General features: G+C 39.7%; 19 protein-coding genes and 1 riboswitch. Of the genes, 10 read left to right on the plus strand and 9 right to left on the minus strand.

Features of this window, described 5'->3' with window-relative positions:
- Positions 1 to 53 precede the first annotated feature (53 nt).
- Positions 54 to 575, minus strand: coding sequence for a hypothetical protein (locus QMA08_RS16995; RefSeq protein ID WP_290175019.1), 522 nt, complete (start codon positions 573 to 575; stop codon positions 54 to 56).
- Between the two features lie 93 nt (positions 576 to 668).
- Positions 669 to 932: a YkgJ family cysteine cluster protein gene (locus tag QMA08_RS17000; RefSeq protein ID WP_008134548.1), complete on the minus strand. Its 264-nt coding sequence runs from the start codon at positions 930 to 932 to the stop codon at positions 669 to 671.
- A gap of 169 nt (positions 933 to 1,101) precedes the next feature.
- On the opposite strand from QMA08_RS17000, the gene QMA08_RS17005 reads away from it, so the two are divergent.
- The 5 genes from QMA08_RS17005 (at position 1,102) to QMA08_RS17025 (ending at position 7,741) form a co-directional block, all read left to right on the plus strand.
- On the plus strand, positions 1,102 to 2,280 hold the full coding sequence (locus QMA08_RS17005; RefSeq protein WP_004335425.1) for an efflux RND transporter periplasmic adaptor subunit: 1,179 nt from the start codon (positions 1,102 to 1,104) through the stop codon (positions 2,278 to 2,280).
- A 2-nt stretch (positions 2,281 to 2,282) separates the two neighbouring features.
- Positions 2,283 to 5,432: an efflux RND transporter permease subunit gene (locus QMA08_RS17010; RefSeq protein ID WP_290175020.1), complete on the plus strand. Its 3,150-nt coding sequence runs from the start codon at positions 2,283 to 2,285 to the stop codon at positions 5,430 to 5,432.
- 146 nt (positions 5,433 to 5,578) lie between these two features.
- Positions 5,579 to 5,749, plus strand: a complete 171-nt coding sequence (locus QMA08_RS17015; protein ID WP_004335422.1) for a hypothetical protein — start codon at positions 5,579 to 5,581, stop codon at positions 5,747 to 5,749.
- A 38-nt stretch (positions 5,750 to 5,787) separates the two neighbouring features.
- Positions 5,788 to 6,744, plus strand: a complete 957-nt coding sequence (locus QMA08_RS17020) for an alpha/beta hydrolase (protein ID WP_290175021.1) — start codon at positions 5,788 to 5,790, stop codon at positions 6,742 to 6,744.
- A 106-nt stretch (positions 6,745 to 6,850) separates the two neighbouring features.
- The gene (locus QMA08_RS17025) at positions 6,851 to 7,741 is read left to right on the plus strand and encodes a dienelactone hydrolase family protein (RefSeq protein WP_290175022.1); all 891 of its coding nucleotides are present in this window, start codon (positions 6,851 to 6,853) and stop codon (positions 7,739 to 7,741) included.
- Positions 7,742 to 7,795: 54 nt separating this feature from the next.
- Here QMA08_RS17025 and QMA08_RS17030 read toward each other — a convergent pair whose 3' ends face one another.
- Positions 7,796 to 8,731: a LysR family transcriptional regulator gene (locus tag QMA08_RS17030; protein ID WP_290175023.1), complete on the minus strand. Its 936-nt coding sequence runs from the start codon at positions 8,729 to 8,731 to the stop codon at positions 7,796 to 7,798.
- Between the two features lie 133 nt (positions 8,732 to 8,864).
- Between QMA08_RS17030 and QMA08_RS17035 the strand changes: the two genes are divergently transcribed.
- Both QMA08_RS17035 and QMA08_RS17040 read left to right on the plus strand, forming a co-directional pair.
- Complete coding sequence (locus QMA08_RS17035; protein ID WP_290175024.1) at positions 8,865 to 9,890, plus strand: zinc-binding alcohol dehydrogenase family protein; 1,026 nt, start codon at positions 8,865 to 8,867, stop codon at positions 9,888 to 9,890.
- Positions 9,891 to 10,252: 362 nt separating this feature from the next.
- The gene (locus tag QMA08_RS17040) at positions 10,253 to 10,909 is read left to right on the plus strand and encodes a nitroreductase family protein (protein WP_004335410.1); all 657 of its coding nucleotides are present in this window, start codon (positions 10,253 to 10,255) and stop codon (positions 10,907 to 10,909) included.
- An 80-nt stretch (positions 10,910 to 10,989) separates the two neighbouring features.
- On the opposite strand, the gene ribB is transcribed toward QMA08_RS17040, so the two are convergent.
- The 6 genes from ribB to dapB form a co-directional block, all read right to left on the minus strand.
- A complete protein-coding gene (gene ribB / locus QMA08_RS17045) occupies positions 10,990 to 11,643 on the minus strand; it encodes a 3,4-dihydroxy-2-butanone-4-phosphate synthase (RefSeq protein WP_138490023.1) in 654 nt (217 codons plus the stop codon).
- 246 nt (positions 11,644 to 11,889) lie between these two features.
- Positions 11,890 to 12,061, minus strand: a riboswitch (FMN riboswitch).
- Positions 12,062 to 12,137: 76 nt separating this feature from the next.
- Entirely contained in the window at positions 12,138 to 13,196 is a 1,059-nt protein-coding gene (locus tag QMA08_RS17050) for a S66 peptidase family protein (RefSeq protein ID WP_290175025.1), read from the minus strand.
- A 158-nt stretch (positions 13,197 to 13,354) separates the two neighbouring features.
- Entirely contained in the window at positions 13,355 to 13,831 is a 477-nt protein-coding gene (greA, locus tag QMA08_RS17055; protein ID WP_004335404.1) for a transcription elongation factor GreA, read from the minus strand.
- A gap of 48 nt (positions 13,832 to 13,879) precedes the next feature.
- Complete coding sequence (carB, locus tag QMA08_RS17060) at positions 13,880 to 17,098, minus strand: carbamoyl-phosphate synthase large subunit (RefSeq protein ID WP_039487473.1); 3,219 nt, start codon at positions 17,096 to 17,098, stop codon at positions 13,880 to 13,882.
- A gap of 16 nt (positions 17,099 to 17,114) precedes the next feature.
- Entirely contained in the window at positions 17,115 to 18,251 is a 1,137-nt protein-coding gene (gene carA / locus QMA08_RS17065) for a glutamine-hydrolyzing carbamoyl-phosphate synthase small subunit (protein WP_004335400.1), read from the minus strand.
- A gap of 360 nt (positions 18,252 to 18,611) precedes the next feature.
- A complete protein-coding gene (dapB, locus tag QMA08_RS17070; protein WP_004335398.1) occupies positions 18,612 to 19,415 on the minus strand; it encodes a 4-hydroxy-tetrahydrodipicolinate reductase in 804 nt (267 codons plus the stop codon).
- 354 nt (positions 19,416 to 19,769) lie between these two features.
- On the opposite strand from dapB, the gene QMA08_RS17075 reads away from it, so the two are divergent.
- The 3 genes from QMA08_RS17075 (at position 19,770) to QMA08_RS17085 (ending at position 23,219) form a co-directional block, all read left to right on the plus strand.
- Positions 19,770 to 21,083, plus strand: coding sequence for a Na+/H+ antiporter NhaC family protein (locus QMA08_RS17075; RefSeq protein WP_004335396.1), 1,314 nt, complete (start codon positions 19,770 to 19,772; stop codon positions 21,081 to 21,083).
- Positions 21,084 to 21,215: 132 nt separating this feature from the next.
- Complete coding sequence (locus QMA08_RS17080) at positions 21,216 to 22,004, plus strand: nucleoside-binding protein (protein WP_149602436.1); 789 nt, start codon at positions 21,216 to 21,218, stop codon at positions 22,002 to 22,004.
- A 198-nt stretch (positions 22,005 to 22,202) separates the two neighbouring features.
- On the plus strand, positions 22,203 to 23,219 hold the full coding sequence (locus QMA08_RS17085; protein WP_290175026.1) for an alpha/beta hydrolase: 1,017 nt from the start codon (positions 22,203 to 22,205) through the stop codon (positions 23,217 to 23,219).
- The last annotated feature ends 87 nt before the right edge of the window (positions 23,220 to 23,306 follow it).

Raw genomic sequence — 23,306 nt, forward strand, 5'->3', positions numbered from 1 at the left:
GAATTTATTCATTAGGTACCTGCTTACAAAAGTAGGTACCCAATAAATTTAACTTATAAAGAGACTGCGAGTACGAAAACGATGAAAGAGAAACCTAAAAGCCATGCATAAATTAGCTGTGCAACGGTAAACATAATAGGATCTTCAGTAATATCTAAGTTGCAGTTTCCTCCAAAAGTCCAGCCACTGTTAAATGAGTGAAATAGTAGCCCGCCTGACATGCTCATTAATAGCAAAGAAAAAAACACATCAGAGCCATCAAGTGTATCGGGAACTATGGAAAATCCTACAGGAAAGCCAAAAATTAGGCCAAATAAGAACAAACCAAGGATACGCTTTGCTGTGCAGGTGGTTTTTAAAATAACTTGTTTGGCTGCTATCGCAGATTTAGCCTCACTTTTACGCGCATTTATTTCAGTTTCTCTACGAGAAAACTCAATCATTAGCGCATTAAAATTCTCTGCGTATTTTACTTTATCAATACTCTTTTTTGCTTCGAGTAGTTCATCTAATGAATACTTTGAATAATCGACTTTGATGCAATATTTCCTTATAAAGCTGAATAACTTCGGCAAATCCAGTTAACCAAGAGTCTCCCTACTAAATTAGTTAATCATTTTACAGCACACTTTTTTCATTTGTAAATATATGTGTATTTCAAGAGCTCACTAAGTTAGCTCTTCAAGCTCTGTAATAAGCGCTAGAGCCTGTGCATTTGTTGATCCGCAAACATCAAATGTGGCGCTAAAATCACTACATACTTTAGGTCGACTTTCATCACCAAATAACTTACATAAATTACGTTCATCTAGCTGAATACAACGCTCTCCGGCTTTTTTACCATTTGGCATACCTGGAATAGGCGAACTAATACTTGGCGCAATACAACATGCGCCGCAGCCTAGCCTGCAATTCATCGATTCGGTTTTCATAATTTCCTCTGTATAAAAAACACTTACTTTAATTTCTTTTTAGGAACTTAATTAGTCACATAGTGAGTTGTAACACACACATGTAATGCTTTGTTACATCTTAAAACAGCTTGTAAACACTTTATTGCGTATTATTGCTCTGTCACCACCAATTATGAAGGAATGCCTTGTGGCTACTACAAAACAAATAATACTCCCAATCGCTGTTTTAGCAGGCGGTATTGCTTTAGCTTTCGCCTTTATGGCAATGAAAAAACCACCCGAAGAAAAGCCAGAGCAAGATTTACGTCCTTTAGTAGCAACACAAAGCGTACTTTTAGATTCTATAACGCTCGATGTTAAATCGTACGGCATTGTTAAACCAAAGTATCGTACCGAGCTAATAGCACAAGTTAGCGGGCAAGTTATTTCGGTATCAGATCAATTTGTTGAAGGCGCGTTTGTAAAGCAAGGCGATATTTTAGCACGAATTGATGCAAATGATTACGAGGCAGACTTTATTGAAGCGCAAGCGGGTTTAGCACAAGCAAGCTCAGCACTTGAAATAGAACGCGCGCAAGCACATGTCGCTCAAGCTGAGTGGGAGCGCATTAAGTCAGACTCAAGCGACGCTATCGCATCAGAACTTTATTTACGAAAACCACAGCTGGCAGAAAAATTAGCGCGTTACCGCTCTGCTCAAGCAAGTGTTAAGCGTGCTAGCCGCAATCTTGAGCGTACTTATATTAAAGCCCCTTATGATGCCATTATTAATGAGCGCACAATTAGCTTGGGTTCAGTAGTAAACCCAGGTAATAGTTTTGGCGCACTAAGCGCAACCTCAGTTGCAGAGGTACGTTTACCGGTTGCCGATCAAGAACTGCAATATTTAAAAAATGGCGGCGTAGGTTCAAATGTTACATTTAACGCAGAATACGCGGGTAAGCAAACAATGTGGCAAGCCAAAGTAATTCGCACCGAAGGTGTGGTTGATCAAACAAGCCGTATGAGCTACTTGGTTGCACAACTTGCAACACCTTATGGCGATAAAACACGTCCTCTTCGTTTTGGTTCGTACATTAACGCTACCATTGAAGGTCGCCCGCTTGATAACGCAATTATTGTTGCGCACCACTTAGTTAAAGATAATAAAATTGTAATTTTAAATGACGATTTAACATTGTCGTTTAAAACTCTCAATATTATACGCGAACAAAACGGCATGATTATAGCCAGCCAAGGGTTAAAAAATGGCGAGCAAATTGTTACCTCAGCGCTTGAATACCCAACTGAAGGTATGGCAGTAAAAATTGAAGATATTGCGCCTGATAAAACTGATGTAACTCAACTTGCGCTGAAAGAGGAATAATCATGAACACTCGTGAAACAGGGTTAATTGCATGGTTTGCCCGAAATCCCGTTGCTGCTAACCTACTAATGATATTTATATTAGTGGGCGGTATTTTAATGGCGATGACCATTCGCAAACAAATGTTCCCACAGTTTGAAAGCAACTGGATAAGCGTACAAGCGGTTTACCCAGGTGCAGCCCCGCAAGAGGTTGAAGAAGGCATAACCATAAAAGTTGAAGAAAACCTCGAAGGTATTGAAGGCATTAAACGCCTAATTACGTACTCTAACCGTGGTTTTTCACAAGCGTGGATTGAAATAGAAGAACAATACAATCCACAAGAAGTACTTGATGAAATTAAAGTACAAGTTGATTCAATAAACACCTTTCCTGCGGGGATGGAGCGCCCTGTTGTGCGCCGCGATAAGTTTGAGCAAGAGGTAATGATACTCGCGCTTTACGGCGACATGAGTAATTACCAGTTAAAAGAGCTTGGCAACGATATAAAAGACGAGTTACAAGCACTGCCTCACGTTAACCTTGTTAATTTTAACGGCGGCTTAGAATACGAAATTGGTATAGAAGTCAGCCCCGATAAACTGCGCGAATATGGCTTAACATTTAGAGATATTGCAGGCGCGGTGCAAAACTTTTCGGCAAATATGTCGGCGGGACAAATACGCTCTGAAAATGGTTATATTTCGATGCGTGTTGAAAAACAAGCCTACCGTGGTTTTGAGTTTGAAAAACTGCCACTTATTACCCTTGCTGATGGCGCACAAATTTATTTAGGCGATGTTGCAACTATTAATGATGGCTTTGAAGAAGGTCTACAATATTCAAAATACAACGGTAAAAATTCACTCTCGTTTGAAGTAAACGCATCAAAAGATCAAGACATTACCGATGTAGCAAAAGTACTTAAAAGCTACATGGCAACTAAAGAGCCACTTTTACCTGCAGGCGTTAAGCTCTCTCCTATTGTTGATTTAACTTACTACCTTGAAGGTCGACTCGATATGATGGTCGATAACATGATTTGGGGTGGCTTGTTAGTAATGATAGTGCTGGCACTATTTTTACCGCTACGCTTAGCATTTTGGGTAATGATGGGTTTACCAGTGTCTTTTCTGGGCGCCTTTTTGTTTATGCCTATTGGCTTTTTAGATGTAACAATTAACCTAGCCTCTCTTTTTGCCTTTATACTTGTACTCGGGATTGTTGTTGATGACGCCATAGTTGTGGGCGAATCAGCCAGTGCCGAAATAGAAAAACACGGCCATACACTTGATAACGTTGTACGTGGTGTAAAACGCGTTGCGATGCCAGCAACCTTTGGTGTGCTAACCACAATTGCGGCATTTTTACCACAAACACTCGCAACCGGCCCTGGCGCTGCTTTTTCTAAGGCCATTGGTGGCGTTATTATTTTATGTTTGATTTTTTCACTCATTGAATCAAAACTAATTTTACCTGCGCATATTGCAGCAATGAATCCGCGTAAACCAAATCCTAAAAACCTATTACATCGCTTACGTATGGTGATTGATAGTGGTTTAAAAGGCTTTGTGAATAACTACTACCTTCCTTTTGTTAGCCGCTGTATTCATTATCGCTATACAGTGATTGTCGGCTTTATGTGTTTGCTTATTGTAAGCGCAGGTATGTTTGCAGGTGGTTTAGTTAAGTTTGTACCAAACCCTAAAATACCGCACGACTTTCCGCGTATTGATATAGAAATGAACCTTGCCTCATCTGAGCAAGCAACACTTGAAACCGCACGTAAAATAGAAAGCGTGTTGTTAAAGGTCGATCAGCAACTACAAGAGCAATACGGTAAACCGATGATCCGCGATTTATCGGTAAGTCTGCGCGGACGAACGCAAGCAAATATTATGGCCATTTTGGTAGAGCCTGATTTACGCCCTATCGATACCTTTGCCCTAAGTGCGTTATGGCGTGAGCAAATGCCCGCTCTGCCCGGCATTAAAACCATGACCATTCAAGACAGTATAATGAATGGCGGTCGAGATGATGGCGACGTTAGCTTTAAACTTGAAGGCAAAAATGCTGACGAGCTAAAAGAAGTGGCTGGTAAATTAAAAGCTAAATTACAAACAATGGAAGGTGTTGGCGACGTAAACGATTCAATGCAAAGCGCTACCGACGAAGTGCAACTTGATTTAAAACCACTCGCTTACAGCATGGGATTAACGCTTGCTGATGTAGCGTCGCAAGTTAGCTTTAGTTACTACGGCTTAGAAGCGCAGCGAATATTGCGTGAAGGCGAAGAAATTAAAGTCATGATTCGCTATCCAGAAGACGAACGTAATTCAATAAGTGACATAGCAAGCGTGCGTATTATTACACCTACAGGCGCTGAAGTACCGCTAAGTGAAGTAGCCGAAGTTAAGCTGGTTGACGGTGTTAACCGTATTCGCCGCGAAAACTCTAAACGCACTGTAAACGTATGGGCTGCGGTAAATACCGACAAAGCCGAACCATTTGCGATAGCTGAGGAAATTCGTGATGAATACTTACCAACATTACTTAAGAGCTACCCTGGCGTTACAAGTGATGTAGCTGGGCGCATTCAAGAAGAGATGGATAGCGCTTCAGAACAGCTTCGTGACTTTGGTATATCAATGATGATTATATTTGCCTTGTTAGCGATTCCGCTTCGCTCTTACTCGCAGCCACTTATTATAATGTCGGTTATTCCGTTTGGTGTAGTTGGCGCGATGTTTGGCCATATGATTTTAGGTATGACTATGAGCAGCTTATCTATGTTTGGCATTATTGCTGTAGCGGGTGTGGTTGTAAATGACTCCCTCGTTATGGTTGATTTTGTAAATAAAGCCCGCGCCGAAGGTGTTGCAATTAAAGATGCAGTAGTACAAGCCGGTGCTCGTCGCTTTAGGGCAATACTACTCACCTCAATCACTACCTTTATTGGTGTAATGCCAATTATTTTTGAAACGAGTTTACAAGCTAAAATTGTTATCCCAATGGCTGTATCACTTGCTTTTGGTGTGTTATTTGCCACAGTAATTACACTGATACTTATACCGTGCCAGTATGTTGCACTAGAAGATGCTAAACGATTAGTACGTAAAATGCGTGGCAAGCCGCCACTAGTAGATGCCCAACCAGCGCCTACTAATAGCTAAATTAAGTAACATCCCAACCAAAAAAGCTCGGCATATTATATGCCGAGCTTTTTATTTTTAGCTTAAAAATAATATTCACCTATTTGCTAAGTCTTTATCTTACTGATAGTTTAACTCTATAAATATAACCCTCAAAAGGAATAATGATGGGCACAATTCAACTTATTTTATTTATTGTTTTTGCTGTATTAACCACTCTTGGCTACAAAAAGAATAACCGCAACTTAATGCTATTAGGCGCCGTTGCAATATCGTTTGCGTTTGTAGGGCTCGACTTTTTAATCGGCGTAGATGAAGGGATATCAGGCATTAATTAATCAATAAAAATTTTAGCTTGAAAATTAAAGGGACTTTAATGCGCTTATACATACTGATTATTTCTTTAGTTATTTTTTTAAGTGGTTGCCAGAGCTATATTGCTTATCAAATAACTAAGCCTCCGGAGAAAGTTCTCCCTAAAGAATTTGAGAGCTCTATCGCTTTATCTGGAGTACAAACCCATTACTGCAACAGCGAAATAGGTTGTCTTGATTTTAGGATTATTTCACCTAAGGATATTGATAATTATCTACTAAGTGGCAATACGTTAACATTAACTTTAATTAGTAAAGGAAGCACTGAAGACGATACTTTTGAATATCAACTCAATGCTGATAATTTACCGACTAAGTCAAACGATGGGCTTTTAATTATTTTTCCGGGATATGGCGTAAATAGTTTGGTTTATACCATGCAAGCCCGATGGCTTAGCCATATCACTGGAAAGAATGTAATAGTGATGCCTGCAAGTAATCAATACGATGAATTTAAGTATGGCTTAAACTCCCTTGATTTATTAGTAAAATATATAAATGAACACCAATACACCGACATTTCATTGCTTAGTTACTCTATGGGTGCAGTTGCAAGCATCGACCTCACAACCAAACTCAATATTAATAAGCATATACTTTTTGCTCCAATGATTAATTTTAAAGCCGCACTAAGAACAATTGCTAAATTATCATACCCTGTTTATAGCAAACTGTTAGGTGATGATTATATAAACGAAGTCGCGGCTAAGGTAATTGAAAACAGTAAAGTACCTCTTAATAAACTCGACATATTAAGTAATCTAAATAAGACCCCTCATGCAAGGCAAACTTACATCTTTTCAAGTAATGCAGACAAAGTGAGTCCATATAATGGGTTGCTTACTCTTAGTAACCCAAAAGTGAGCATTTATGAGGTAAAAGATTTAAATCATCTTGAAATGGTTTCTTTAATATCCGCACAACAAAGGAATGTGCTCCTTTCCTTGCTTGATGGATAACTTTGGCAACAATCATAATAATTGAGAGAAATATTGCTCGTTTTTTATCCCTAATACGTTATGGTATTTAAATAATAAATAGACATAATAAAGTTAAGGAACAGCCATGAATACATCCCCCTCTGATCACATTCCTCAAGAAGCCTTTGATTGGTATGACGAATACGCCCACGGTTTAATGGACCGACGTACTTTTATGAAAAAACTCGGTGGCCTTGCTGCACTTGGCTTTTCGATGGCTGTACTTACATCAGTATTATTACCTAATTACGCATTGGCTGAACAAGTGTCGTTTAATGACGACGATATTAAAGCAACATACGAAGAATTCGATTCGCCAGACGGGCACGGTAAAGGCAAAGGTTACTTAGCAACCCCTAAAAACATAGAAGGCAAGCTTCCCGTTGTACTCGTGATACACGAAAACCGTGGATTAAACCCTTACATAAAGGATGTAGCAAGACGCTTAGCTAAAGTAGGCTTTATTGCATTTGCACCCGATGCGCTATTTCCACTGGGTGGCTACCCTGGTAATGATGATGAAGGACGCGCTATGCAAAAAAACATGGATCGCGCTAAAATTCAAAACGATTTTGTTGCCGCAGCGCACTTTTTAAAATCGCATGCTAACAGTAACGGTAAATTAGGCGCTGTCGGTTTTTGTTTTGGTGGCTACATTGTTAATTATTTAGCGGCAGTTGATAGTAATTTAATCAGCGCTGGCGTGCCTTTTTACGGCACTCCCGCCAGTGAAAGTTTACGTAAAAATATTAAAGCACCGTTAATGATTCAATTAGGTGAGCTGGATAAACGTGTAAACGCGTCGTGGCCACAGTACGAACAAGATTTAAAAGCTAATAATGTTGAATACACTATGCATATGTATAAAGGGGCAAATCATGGTTTTCATAACGACTCTACAGGTCGATATGATAAAGACAATGCCGAGCTTGCATGGCAACGTACCGTTGAGTTTTTTAATAAAAAGCTAAGTTAACGAATACGATAAATGCCACCAGCTCTAAGCCGGTGGCATTATTAAGTAGACTAATTAGCTCAGTACGCTTTTATCAATAATTCCTTTCTTTACCAACTGCTGCAAAATAGCTTGGGATTTTGCTCTGCATGCATCACGTAGTAAACGCACCGCAGGGGTTATTGACTGCCTACTTGGGCAAATAAGCCAAAGTTCACCATTAACATGTTGATAATTTTGCATTACAGTAACCACCCTGTCATTGAGTAAATCATCGGCTATATCAAGGGCTGATTTTACAGCCAAGCCTTTACCCGCAACGCACCAGCGCCTTACTAAATCGCCATCGTTTGAGGCGCGCCTGCCATTCATTTTAACTTTAAATTTTGACTCACCATCGGTGAATTCCCACGTATTATTTATAATATCCTGCAACTGATAAAACAAACCTTGATGCGACGCTAAATCATCGGGATGCATGGGAGCCCCGTTTTGTAAGAGATATTCGTCAGTTGCACATAACAAGCGCGGTACGTTACAAATTTTGAATCCATAAACGCTAGCATCATTAGGCGAGCCATAACGAAGCGCTATATCAACTGAGTCACGGTAAAAGTCGATATTACTATCACTTATATGCGTTCTTAAACTTAGCTTTGGATAAGTGTCCATGAGTTCATCAATCCATGGGATCACTAAGTTACGGCCTAAGTCAGATGAAAGGGCAACGCGCAACTCCCCTTCAATTTCGTCATGCTCACCTTTTAGATTTTGCTTTGCAAGCTCAAGTACAGCTAAAGCCTGCTCACATTGTGGTATGTAGCGCTCCCCAGCAGCCGATAACCTTAAATGACGTGTTGTACGAACAAATAGCTCACTACCAAGGGCTGCCTCAACACGTTTAATAGCAGCGCTTGCTGTGGCTGTACGCATATCTAACTTAGCAGCTGCGAGCGTAATACTTCTAAACTCAGCTACTTTTAAAATAAGTTTTAAATCTTCTATGTTCATATTATCTATTTTTATTTGATAATTATTCAACAATTATGCGGTTTATCTATATTAAAGCAAGGTCTACTATATATCCATCAGCTAGCCAAAGCATGGCTTGCACCTTATATGTAAACAAATTAGGACACTTATTATGAAAGCCATTGGTTATAAAAAATCTCTTCCTGTTTCTAATCCTGAATCGTTAATTGATGTTGAATTACCACAGCCAGTTGCAACAGGTCGTGATTTATTAATTAAAGTTAAAGCTATTGCAGTTAACCCTGCCGATTATAAAGTGCGCCTATATATGCCACCAACAAACGGTGAAGTAAAAGTAATTGGTTGGGATGCAGTTGGTGAAGTGGTTGCCATCGGCGATGCTGTAACGGCATTTAAACCTGGCGATGCGGTTTATTACGCAGGTGATATTACTCGCCCAGGTAGTAATGCAGAATTTCAATTAGTGGATGAGCGCATTGTAGGATTTAAACCGCAGAGCTTAAACGATGCTGAAGCTGCTGCATTACCCCTTACTGCAATAACAGCGTACGAATTATTATTTGAGCATTTAAACATTGTAAAACAAGCAGCTGATTCAACAACAAAATCAGACGAAGTTATTTTAGTAACAGGTGCCGCAGGCGGCGTTGGTTCTATTTTTATTCAGCTTGCTAAAGCGATTACTGGTGCAACAGTGATTGCCACTGCATCGCGTGAAAGCTCACAAGCATGGGTTAAAAAACTAGGCGCAGACTATGTCGTTGACCATACAAAACCATTACCGGCTCAAATTAACGCATTAAATATTGGTTCTGTAACACATGTAGCAAGTCTGCACAGTACTGATACTTATTTTGAAGCGTATACAGAGGTACTTGCACCATTTGGTAAAATTGCAATGATTGACGATCCTGAGTCATTAGATGTAAGTAAATTAAAAATGAAGAGCTTATCGCTACATTGGGAATTTATGTTTGCCCGCTCAATGTTTAACGCAAAAGACTTAATAGAACAAAGTAAGTTATTAAATCATGTTGCTGAGCTAATTGATCAGGGCCATATTCAAACAACGATTGGTAAAAACTTAGGTGTTATAAATGCGGCTAACCTGCGTATTGCACACGCAGAACTTGAAGGCGGTCGCTCTATTGGCAAAATAGTATTGGAAGGTTTTTGATTCTATAAATACCAAACACGCGCTGCCTGAATTAATTACAGGCGCCAATGCAATTGGCGTCTTCAGCTAATATTTTGCGGCAGCTATGGCTGTATTTATATTTATTAAAGAAACGATTACCTAATAATATTTGATAATGATTCAACCATATACCTGTTTATCATATTGTAATAATCCACTACTATCCTTACCTAGCTATATTGATAGGCCTTACTTTACGTAGATATCAATTGAATTAAATAAGTAGAGTGACTTAAAAACACGATATTATTTTTGTAATAAATTTTTAAAAGGGTTTGTTTTTACTAAAACTAACTCAACATAGTAAATACTGGTAAAACACCTACTCAATGGAGAAACTAATGACTCACCCTATTATTAATGACTTAGAAAAGCGTTACACAGCAAAACGTTACGATGCAACGAAACGTGTATCTCAAGACGATTTAGCCGTTATTTACGAAGCTATGCGCCTATCTCCATCATCTATTAACTCGCAGCCTTGGAAATTCATCGTAATTGAATCAGATGAGGCTAAAGAGCGTATGCATAGTACATTTGCTAATAAATTTGCGTTTAACCAGCCACATATTAAAACAGCTTCGCATATAATATTATTCGCTCACAATCCTAAATATACCCGCGATGACTACGCACAAGTTATTGATGCAGATATTAAAAATGGCCGTACTAAAGCAGAAAATCGCGAACAAGCTTTTGGTGCTTATGCGTTTGTTGATATGAATACTGATGAGCAAGGCGTTAATGAAGAGTGGACTAAAGCACAAACTTACATTGCACTGGGTAACACTATGCATGCCGCTGCACGTTTAGGCATTGATTCAACCCCAATGGAAGGCGTAGATGCCGAGCTGATTGGCGAAGTCTTTGAAAAAGAACTTGATGGTTACGTATGCGACGTGGCATTAGTACTTGGCTATCATGATAGCGCTGAAGATTATAATGCTAAATTACCTAAATCTCGCTTAGCAAAAGAGCAAGTTATTCAGGTTTTATAAGTAATACGTTATAAACTTAAATGATAACAATATTAAAAAACCACTTATTTAAATAAGTGGTTTTTTTGCTTTAAAGCAGTTTAACTTACTTTGCGCTGTGCAGCCTGAATGTATTGCACTAAATCTTCAATAGAAACAACGGCCATACTATGTTTATTAGCATAATCACTCACCTCAGGTAAGCGCGCCATTGAACCATCTGGATTTGTTAGTTCGCAAATTACGCCAAATGGTTTTAAGCCGGCTAGTTGCATTAAATCAACGGATGCTTCGGTATGACCACGACGAACTAATACGCCACCCGTTTGTGCTTTTAAACCAAATACATGCCCTGGGCGCGATAAATCACTTGGTTTTGCATTATCCGCTGTCGCTGCTTTTATAGTAGTTACTCTATCAGCAGCAGACACGCCTGTTGTAACGCCATGCTTAGCTTCAATAGTGACTGTATAAGCGGTGTTATTTTGACTCGTATTGTTAGCTACCATTTGCGGTAAGTCGAGCTGTTTAATGCGCTCCTCCCCCATGCATAAGCAAACAATGCCGCTGCCTTCGCGGATCATTTCGGCCATTTGAGAAGTCGTTAAATGCTCAGCTGAAAAAACAAAGTCGCCTTCATTTTCACGGTTTTCATCATCAACAACAAGTACGCCTTGGCCTTGCTGTAGTGCAGTGATTGCGCTTTGTACGCGGGTATGGCTTTCGCCGAATTGAGTAAGTAGAGACTGAATCATCATTATATTCCAAATAAAAATAATAGATTCAGGACTGTGAAAGGATCAGTAATACATCACTTAAATTTAAAGCGATCACTACCAAAACAGCTTAAATAAAATAACAAAAAGCACGCAGCAAAATGCAGCGCACACTGTTATACCAATAACATTAAATTAGTGACTAATTATAGCGCAAAGAAAAATAGCTCACTTAACGCGATACAAGGATCATGTCTTTAATAAAATTGGTTTTAGTATAATAAGCCATATTCTCTTTCATCCGGACTGTAACCGTCGGCTCTGGCATCTCACCAGATCTGCTTGACCTTTACTTAACCTAAAATAAGTTAAATAAAGCGCTCGCGGGCTCGTTTAAGTCATAAAAAACATTAAACATACCGCCGGTGGGGAATTTCACCCCGCCCTGAGAATTTACAGTAAGCATTAGCACTTACTGTAGGCATATTATACGCTTGTATTTATTTGTTTTTCAAAACTAAATACAATAAAAACTACGAAAGTTGAATATTTAACGATGCGCGATCTACTATACCTTCGTTTATATCAGCAACTAGCGTACAGGTAGCACCATTGACCAAATTTAAGTTAGGTTGAACGTGCCCTATATCGGCATCAAAAATTACAGGAAATAAACACCCACCTAGCGCTACATCTAATGCATGGCGATAATCAAAGGCATCGTAATGACCTTGTGTTATTTCACTTCGCCCTAAAACCAAGCCATTGATGTCATCAAATATTCCGGCTAATTTTAATGACAGTAAAAATCGTGCAACGGTTGTTGGTGTAAGTTCTGAGTTTTCGAGGTATAAAATAAGCCCTTCGGGCGCACTGTCCTTTTTAAACTCATGCAGCGCTAAAAATGGCGAGTCGAGCAATAAACCTACGGTATCTAAACACCCACCAAATAACCGACCAGACATTTCTATGGTACGTTTATCTGTGTAGTTTAAACATTGCCAGTTTGTGGGCTCACTCGGGCTGAGTAATTCGTTCGGATTTTGCGCGTAATTAGGCTTATTTTTTTGGTATAAAGAAGAAGGACCTTGCTCAAATTTACTACCGGCTTCGTAGGTCAGAGTTTCAAATATTTGTAAGCTGTACGGATTTTTTTCATCTGGGTGTAACTGCATAAGATTGGCGCTGTGAAGGGTTGCCCATTGGCACTTAGCAGTGAGTGCACATGCAATAGTACTCACATCAGAAAAACCAACTAACCACTTAGGCTTTGCTTCTTTAATGGCGTTAAAATCAAGTAGTGGCAGTATTTCCATTGCCAGCTCACCACCCATTGGCGGCATAATCGCATCTATTTCATCATCTAATAAAAAACCCATTAGCTGCTTAGCATGCGCTTTAGCATTAAGCTGTTCACGTGGTTTGTTTTGACGTAAAAACTCGCCTTCAACAATATTATACCCTCGTTGTTTTAGTCCATTTATAACAATATCTAATCGTCCGTGATACTTTTCTTTTAGCCCAGATGAAAGCGAGCAAATAGCGATTTTAGAGCCTACTTTTAAAGGCGCTGGGTAAAGTATATTAGCCATTGAGTGTTCCTTTTAATGAAGTGATTATGTACCTATATCATCATGTTTACTCTTTATGCAATATGAACACCCTTATCAGTATAGTGATTTATTTAAGGCATAAAAAAACCGATGTAAATACATCGGTTTTTATTCAAAACGTTAAAGTGAGTTATGCGTTAAAGATACTCAACTTCAATGATTTCGTACTCAACGATACCTTTTGGCGTTTGGATAGACACTGCATCGTCTACTTGTTTACCAATTAAGCCACGCGCAATCGGTGAATTAACAGAAATTAAGTTGTTTTTAATATCTGCTTCATCATCGCCTACAATACGGTATTTTACTTCAGCATCCGTATCTACATTTACTATAGTTACGGTAGTACCAAAAATAACTTTGCCCGTATTTGGCATTTTAGTTACGTCGATTATCTGAACATTTGAAAGTTTAGCTTCAATTTCTTGAATACGACCTTCACAAAAACCCTGTTGCTCACGTGCAGCGTGGTACTCAGCGTTTTCTTTTAAGTCACCGTGTTCACGCGCAACAGCAATGTCGGCGATAATTTTTGGACGGGTAACTGTTTTTAATTCGTTAAGCTCTTTGCGCAGTAAATCTGCGCCACGAACTGTCATCGGAATTGATTGCATACTTTTCTCACTTAACACCAAGGCCCTAGTTGGCCTTGGCACATTTCCTTAGTTCAATCGCAGGTGTAGCTCTTGAACTGACGTTACTTTACTACGATCATCTGCTTTGTTAGCAGTACAGTTAGCAAAAGCCGCGTTCAAGGTTGTCGTATAGTTGGTTTTATTTTGCAATGCACCACGACGTAACACCTTCGAATCTTCGATCGCTTGGCGACCTTCGGTGGTATTAACGATATAGCTGTACTCTTTATTCTTGATATAATCAAGAATATGCGGGCGGCCTTCATATACTTTGTTTACACGTCGTACTTCAATGCCAGCTTCTTCAAGAGCTTGTGCCGTGCCACCCGTTGCGTCAAGTTCAAAACCTAAGTCGGTCATAATCTTGGCTAATTCAACAATGCGTGGCTTATCGCTATTACGAACAGATAATAACGCGCGACCACCGCGTGGTAAAGTGTTGCTTGCACCTAATTGTGCTTTTGCGAATGCTTCGGCGAAAGTATCACCAACACCCATCACTTCACCCGTTGAGCGCATCTCAGGGCCACGAATTGGATCCACACCCTGAAACTTAGCAAATGGTAAAACAACTTCTTTAACGCTGTAATAAGGAGGGATCACTTCTTTAGTAATACCTTGGCTTGCCAAAGACTGACCCGCCATACAACGAGCCGCCACTTTTGCAAGCGCTACACCGGTTGCTTTTGATACAAACGGTACAGTACGTGCGGCACGCGGGTTAACTTCAATTAAGTACACTTTGCCATCTTTTACAGCAAACTGTGTATTCATTAAGCCAACAACACCAAGCTCAAGCGCCATATCGGTTACTTGCTTGCGCATTACATCTTGCACTTCTTGCGATAAAGAATGTGCTGGTAATGAACATGCTGAGTCACCAGAGTGAACACCGGCTTGCTCAATGTGCTCCATGATACCGCCAATAATTACTTGCTCGCCGTCGCAAATTGCGTCAACGTCAACTTCAATTGCGTTATCTAAGAAACGGTCCAGTAATACAGGTGCTTCGTTTGATGCAGATACAGCTTCGGTCATGTAGCGACGTAAATCGTCTTCATCATATACAATTTCCATTGCACGACCACCTAGTACATACGACGGACGTACAACTAGCGGAAAACCAATTTCAACTGATTTAAGTAGTGCTTCTTCAGTTGAAGTTACTGTTGCATTTTCTGGCTGAAGTAAGTTCAAACGCTCAACAAGTTGTTGGAAACGTTCGCGGTCTTCTGCACGGTCAATCGCATCAGGTGAAGTACCAATTACTGGAACGCCATTCGCTTCAAGCTCACGCGCTAATTTAAGTGGTGTTTGACCACCGTACTGCACGATAACGCCTTTTGGCTTTTCAACACGTACGATTTCAAGTACGTCTTCAAGTGTAATTGGCTCAAAGTATAGTCTATCAGATGTATCGTAATCGGTAGAAACCGTTTCAGGGTTACAGTTAACCATAATGGTTTCATAACCGTCTTCGCGAAGCGCAAGCGAGGCATGTACACAACAGTAATCAAATTCAATACCTTGGCCGATACGGTTAGGACCGCCACCAATAACCATGATTTTATCTTTATCTGTTGGGTTTGCTTCACACTCTTCATCGTAAGATGAGTACATGTAAGCTGTGTCTGAGCTAAATTCTGCGGCGCACGTATCAACACGCTTGTATACTGGCACGATGTTCAATAGGTGGCGTTTTTTACGAATTTCAGCTTCAGATACACCAGCAATTTCAGCTATACGTGGATCTGCGAAACCTTTGCGTTTAAGTTTACGTAGGAAGTCGGCATTTAAACCAGCCATACCTACTTCACCAATTTTTGCTTCGTCTTTTAAAATATCTTCTATTTGTACTAAGAACCAGCGATTAACTTTAGTCAGCTCATAAACATCATCAACGCTCATACCATGGCGCATTGCATCGGCAATGTACCAGATACGCTCAGCACCTGGCTCGCGTAATTCGCGAATGATTTTTTCTTTCGCTTTAGGGTCATCAAGTGCAACTATTGGGTTAAAACCTGTTGCGCCAACTTCAAGACCACGTAATGCTTTGTGTAATGATTCTTGTTGGTTACGACCAATCGCCATTACTTCGCCAACCGATTTCATTTGCGTAGTTAAACGATCGTTAGCACCGGCAAATTTTTCAAAGTTAAAGCGAGGAATTTTTGTTACAACGTAATCGATTGAAGGCTCAAAAGATGCTGGAGTTTTACCGCCAGTAATATCGTTTTGAAGCTCGTCAAGCGTGTAACCTACTGCTAGCTTTGCAGCAATTTTAGCAATCGGGAAACCCGTTGCTTTTGATGCAAGTGCAGATGAACGTGATACACGTGGGTTCATCTCAATGATAACCATACGGCCATCTTCAGGATTAATACCAAACTGCACGTTAGAACCGCCAGTTTCTACACCAATTTCACGTAATACCGCCATAGAGGCGTTACGCATAATTTGGTATTCTTTGTCGGTTAGCGTTTGCGCTGGTGCAACGGTGATTGAATCGCCAGTGTGAACACCCATAGGGTCAAAGTTTTCAATGGTACAAACAATAATACAGTTATCGTTTTTATCACGTACAACTTCTGTTTCGTACTCTTTCCAACCAATCAGTGATTCATCAATCAATAATTCGTTTGTTGGCGATAAGTCTAAACCACGTTCACAAATTTCTTCAAACTCTTCCATGTTGTAAGCAACACCGCCACCGGTGCCACCCATGGTGAAAGAAGGACGAATGATACATGGTAAGCCAATTCGGCTCATTGTATCTTTAGCTTCTTCCATTGAGTGAGCAATTTCAGCACGAGGACATTCAAGGCCAATGTTTTTCATTGCTACGTCAAAGCGTTCACGGTTTTCTGCTTTGTCGATTGCATCGGCCGTTGCGCCAATTAGCTCAACGCCATGCTTAGCCAATACACCATGCTTGTCTAAATCAAGTGCACAGTTTAATGCTGTTTGACCACCCATTGTAGGCAATACTGCATCTGGCTTTTCTTTTTCAATAATTTTTTCTACCACTTCCCAGTGAATTGGTTCGATGTAGGTAGCATCGGCCATTTCAGGATCGGTCATGATAGTTGCAGGGTTTGAGTTAACTAATATAACTCTATAGCCTTCTTCTCTAAGTGCTTTACACGCTTGAGCACCAGAGTAGTCAAATTCACAAGCTTGACCAATTACAATTGGGCCTGCGCCTAAGATAAGAATGCTTTTTATGTCGGTACGTTTTGGCATTATTACTCCAGTTAAATTAGTGTTTACGCGCTTGCATCAAATCGATGAAGTGGTCAAATAATGGTGCTGCATCGTGTGGACCTGGACTTGCTTCAGGGTGACCCTGGAAGCTAAACGCAGGCTTATCAGTACGATGAATACCTTGAAGCGTTCCATCAAATAACGATTTATGCGTGGCACGAAGCGTACTTGGTAGGCTTGATTCTTGAGCTGCAAAACCATGGTTTTGAGCTGTGATCATAACTACATTACGGTCTAGGTCTTTAACTGGGTGGTTACCACCGTGGTGGCCAAATTTCATTTTTTCTGTTTTAGCACCTGAAGCAAGGGCTAATAACTGATGACCTAAACAGATACCAAAAATAGGTGTGTCGGTTTCTAAAAAGGCTTGAATGGCTTCAATAGCGTAAGTACATGGCTCAGGATCACCAGGGCCATTAGATAGGAAGATACCATCAGGGTTTAAAGCAAGTACGTCAGCGGCAGAAGTTTGCGCTGGTACTACTGTAAGTTTACAACCACGGTCTACAAGCATACGTAAAATATTACGTTTTACACCGAAGTCGTAGGCAACAACATGAAACTTTTCATCAGCAGCGTCAAGGGTTTTAAATCCTTCACCTAATGTCCAGCTTGATTCGCGCCACTCAAAATTTTCCTTGGTTGAGACAACTTTTGCTAAATCCATACCTTTTAAACCTGGGAAGGCTTGCGCGGCTTGTAACGCTTTATTTTCGTCTAGCTCGTCACCGGCAACAATACACCCGTTTTGTGCGCCTTTGTCACGCAAAATTCGAGTTAGCTTTCTGGTGTCGATGTCCGCAATACCTAAAATATTACGTTCTTTTAAGTAATCATCTAACGATTGCTCGTTACGAAAGTTACTTGCTAGCAGTGGCAAATCACGGATCACTAGGCCTTTAGCCCAAATTTGATTCGCTTCTTCGTCTTCGCTGTTGGTACCCGTATTACCGATATGTGGGTACGTCAAAGTTACGATTTGTTCCGCGTATGATGGATCAGTCAAAATTTCTTGATAACCAGTCATAGACGTATTGAATACCACTTCACCGACTGACATGCCGTCAGCGCCGATTGCAGTACCGCGAAACACTGTGCCGTCTTCTAGGACTAACAGAGCGGATTTAGTCAAGTTAAACCTCCTAACAGTAAAAAACGGGAGTAAGCAATTGCTTAACACCCCGCCAATACCCAGAGGGATCGTCAAAACCAGATTTTTGTGAGCTTAAATTGTTTTACGCAGTCTTAAATGATGCAGATGTAAAGCATTCAACCTTCAATCATTTTTCTTGCCTAAAACTATTTTATTCCCACTGAAACCCTGGATTTACTAGCCACTTGGGTATAATTGGAAACACGCATTTAGTAATTTTTGGCAAATTGGCTGCATATTACATGAAGTTGCTATTTAGGTCTAACATTATTTGGTTAATTGTTACAAATAAGTCACTGTAGGTGAAATTAGACCCAAACAGTTAAAATAGTAACTAAACTACTTAAGATCTAGCACATCTTGCATATCATAAAGTCCAGCAGGTTTGTTTTTTAACCAGCTTGCAGCCCTTATAGCACCTAGAGCGAACGTCATTCTCGAACTTGCTTTATGTGTTAATTCAAGCCTTTCGCCCATTGTAGCGAAGTATGCGGTATGTTCACCTACTATATCGCCCCCTCTTAGGACAGAATAACCAATCTCATTTTGAGATTTCGCTGTTTCTACTTGGCTTCGGTCATATACCGCAACCTCGTCGTGATCCCAGCCTTTCGCTTGCGCGATTGACTCACCTATTGCCAGTGCAGTACCCGATGGTGCATCTATTTTATGACGGTGATGCGCTTCAAATATTTCGATATCTAAATCGTCACCAAACTTAGTCGCTGCGGTTTGCACAAGGTTAAGTAATACATTGACACCTACGCTGTAATTTCGCGCAAATACAATAGGGATATGTTTAGCGGCATCGTGTAATAGCGCCATATCATCATTTGTTAAACCTGTTGTGCCAATTACCATAGGAATTTTTTGTGCAACAGCTGTTTTTAAATGGTTTTTCATACCCGCTGGCAGCGTAAAGTCGATTAAAACATCTACATCATCTATTGTACTTTCGTCGCTAAAGCTAACACTGTTATCGGCTGCGCTATTTACTTGATTTACATTAATGCCCAATAGCGATGAACCACTACGAACATATGCGCCTGTAAGTTGTGTTTGCTCTTTAATTGTCGCGGCTTCTAATAGGGCTAAGCCCATTCTACCGTTAGCACCAAAAACACCTATTCGATTTGTAGTCATGGTTTTTACCTAATTTAATTTGAATCCGTTTATTAGCCATATATCCGGGCATTACAAAATACGCAGGTGGGTATTTTTATGCAGTTGGATAAATATTAATCGCTGAAAATCGCGTTGCTTTATAGATATTATCTAAAAGTCATGCAATAGTCAGGTGACCTTTTAATTTAATAATAATAACAATACCAGTTTACTTTAGCCATCTATACATTTAAACTTCTCTTTCGCGTCGATTTGGTCTTTGGCTTGCGGACGCTGCGGCTAACAACTTTTTAAAATAAAAAGTTGTACTGCTAAATTCAGCTAAAAGAGGAGTTTTGGCTGTGATAAATTTTACTGGTTATGAGGATTATGATGCAGCCATCATTTAATAAAAACAAAGCAATACTTTCTTTACTTCCCCTACTTACCTTTGTAGCGCTATTTTTAGGCTCAGGTTTGTATTTGCAATCGCAAGGGGTTGATTATGCTTTTTACCAACTACCTGCACCTGTTGCTATATTGCCCGCCATCATGCTTGCGTTTATTTTAAATAAAGGCACGGTAAACCAATGTGTAGAGACCTTTATTAAAGGTGCCGGACACAACAATATTATTACCATGTGTTTAATCTACTTACTTGCAGGTGCTTTTTCGGCTGTGGCAAGTGCAACCGGTGGTGTAGATGCGGTAGTAAATGCAGGCTTATCGCTTATCCCACCTTCGTTATTGCTCCCTGGTTTGTTTTTAATTGCGGCCGTTGTTTCTACTGCAATGGGAACGTCAATGGGAACAATTGGCGCCATTGGCCCTATCGCTTATGCGGTATCAATTAAAACAGGTATAGACCCAGCATTAATGGCAGGTACGATTGTATCTGGCGCTATGTTTGGCGATAACTTATCTATTATTTCAGACACCACTATTGCAGCTACGCGCACGCAAGGTTGTGAAATGAAAGACAAGTTTAAAGAAAATCTTAAAATTGCAGTCCCTGCAGCCATTCTAACAATCGCCCTGTTGTTTTATTTAACACCTGCTGCACAAGTAGTTGAAACTAAAGACTATGATATTTGGTTAGTACTTCCTTATGCCTTTATTTTAGTGTTAGCAGTTGCCGGCTTGAACGTATTTGTAGTGTTGTTTAGCGGTATTATTTTTGCCGCATTAATGGGCTTTACCGGTAGTTACGAAGGCGCAAGCTTTGTAAAAGACATTTACAAAGGCTTTACTGATATGCAGGAAATATTTTTACTTTCTATGTTTATTGGTGGCTTATCTGAATTTATTCGTATTAACGGTGGTCTTGATTACATTGCTCAAAAGATTCAAGCGATTACTAAAATCATTGCAAAATGGCACCGTAAAGTGGCTGACCAATTAGGTATTGCCGCATTAGTTTTAACAAGTAATGTATGTATTGCTAATAATACAGTGTCTATTATTGTCGCAGGTCCTATTGCTAAAAAGCTAGCAGATGACGGTGAAATAAGCGGTAAACGCTCTGCCAGTTTACTTGATATATTCGCCTGTGTAACACAGGGGTCATTGCCATACGGTGCCCAAGCATTGTTATTAGGTGCTACGTTTAAAATTAGCCCGTGGGAAGTATCAACGTCTTCATATTACTGTTTTATTTTAGCATTTACTGCCATTGCAGTTATTTGCTTACGCCGTAATAAAGCATAATTTAAACACCTATACTATGTTGCAGCTTAATAAGTAAGCTGCAACATATGTTAAAATAACACTCTACATATCAATCACTTTTGCTATAATGCGCGCCTTCGCGTGTCACTAAAATTATAGTTAAATACAGATATGAAATTTAAAAAATTACTTCCTCTCGTTACTTTTACATCAATTGCTTTATCGTCTTCTGCTTTTGCGGCTAATTGGAGCAGCACAGCACTACATATTAATAATGGCGACCAAAAAAACCCATTCACTGAGCAAGAGTCAAACACCACTGTTTACTCGGTTCAACATGCATCGGGTTACGATTACGGCGATAACTTCTTTTTTATCGATTACAGTAAAGACGATACCGATGATGGTTACCAAGATGCTGATTTTTATGGTGAGTGGTATTCAACGGTAAGCTTATCGGCCATTAGCGGCGAAAAAATTGGCGCAGGCGCATTATTAGATGTGGGCCTTACCGGTGGTATTAACGTTGCTGGCGACGCTAAAGTAATGAAATACTTGCCTGGTGTTAAATTAAGCTGGGATGTACCTGGGTTTAACTTTTTTCAAACGCTGTTCACAGCTTACATTGACGATAGTGAAGGTGTAGCAAAAGGCGGGGCTCCTATTGAAACAAATAGCTGGATGCTTGATGTTGCCTTTGAATACCCTTTTAATATTGGCTCACAAAAATTTAGCTTTAAAGGCCACGCTGAATACATTGCAGAACGTGAAGATGAATTTGGTAACGATGTAGAGGCGTGGATACTCGCACAGCCTATTTTAGTATGGGATATGGGCCACGCTCTTCAAATGAAAGAGAACACACTACTGTTGGGTATGGAATTACAATACTGGCACAATAAACTAGGTACTGAAGTCACTGAGTCAGTGCCACAAATCCATATTGAGTGGACGTTTTAAGCTTTAACGATACTTCTTTTACCCTACATTAATAAGCGAAGCTCTCTTTTAGCTTCGCTTTTTTCATCTCCAAATTAAACAACGTTGAGCATGACAAAGCCTCAATTGAATAGTACTTAATGTTTAGTTACTATAATGAATTATTCTGAGTTTTATATATTAGAGCTCATATTATTTGTCCTTAATTGGAGTAACCAAATGTCGTCGATTAAAGTTATTTGCTTTTCTACTTTATTGTTATTAACAAACAATGCATTAGCGAGCACAACGCAAGATACCTCTTCACTTTCTTATGATGCACTTTTAAGCAGTTACCAGTACGATTTTAAAGTAAATTACTTTAACATTGAGTCACAAAAACAATCTCTTAAAATGGCCTATATTTACTTAAAGCCTACCAAATCCGACATGCCTACAGTGACGCTTATGCACGGCAAAAATTTTAATGCAGATTACTGGACTACTACTGCGCAATACCTGCAATCTTTAGGCTACGGCGTATTAATCCCTGATCAAATTGGTTTTGGAAAATCATCTAAACCAACTAATTACCAGTATTCATTTGCGGCTCTTGCTCATCATACCCATGCGTTAATGGACTCACTTAATATAAAAGAGTCAATTGTATTAGGGCACTCTATGGGTGGGATGCTAGCGAGTCGTTTTGCATTAATGTACCCAAACACAACAAGTAAATTAATTTTACTTAACCCTATTGGGCTTGAAAACTATCTGCAGTATGTTGATTACAAAGATACAAATTTTTTCTATAAAAACGAGCTTTCAAAAACGCCAGAAGGCGTAAGAAAATACCAACAAAAAAATTACTACGATGGTAAGTGGAATGCCACATATTCAGCCTTAACCGACTTTATAACAGGGCAAATACAAGGCCTAGATAAAGAACAAATGGCATGGGTAAATGCAAAAACATACGATATGATTTTCACTCAACCTGTAATAACCGAATTTAAAGATTTAACTGTACCGGTTAAATTAATTATTGGTACACGCGATAGAACCGGCCCTGGCCGTAACTGGAAAAAAGACGGTGTTGATTACGAGCTTGGTCGATATGATAAATTAGGCAAACACGCTGCAACACTTATCCCTGACGCACAATTATTTGAACTGGATAATTTAGGGCACCTACCGCACATTGAAGATTTCGAACGCTTTAAAAATGTATTTAAACAAGCACTTGCTGCTGAATAACCACGCTTAAAAACTAAAATAAAACCCCTGTAGGTAAATACTTACAGGGGTTTTATTTTAATTACGCATTAATACTAAACGTACACT

This window comes from Pseudoalteromonas sp. APC 3355 (assembly GCF_030407615.1).
In the GTDB taxonomy this organism is placed as follows: domain Bacteria; phylum Pseudomonadota; class Gammaproteobacteria; order Enterobacterales; family Alteromonadaceae; genus Pseudoalteromonas; species Pseudoalteromonas distincta.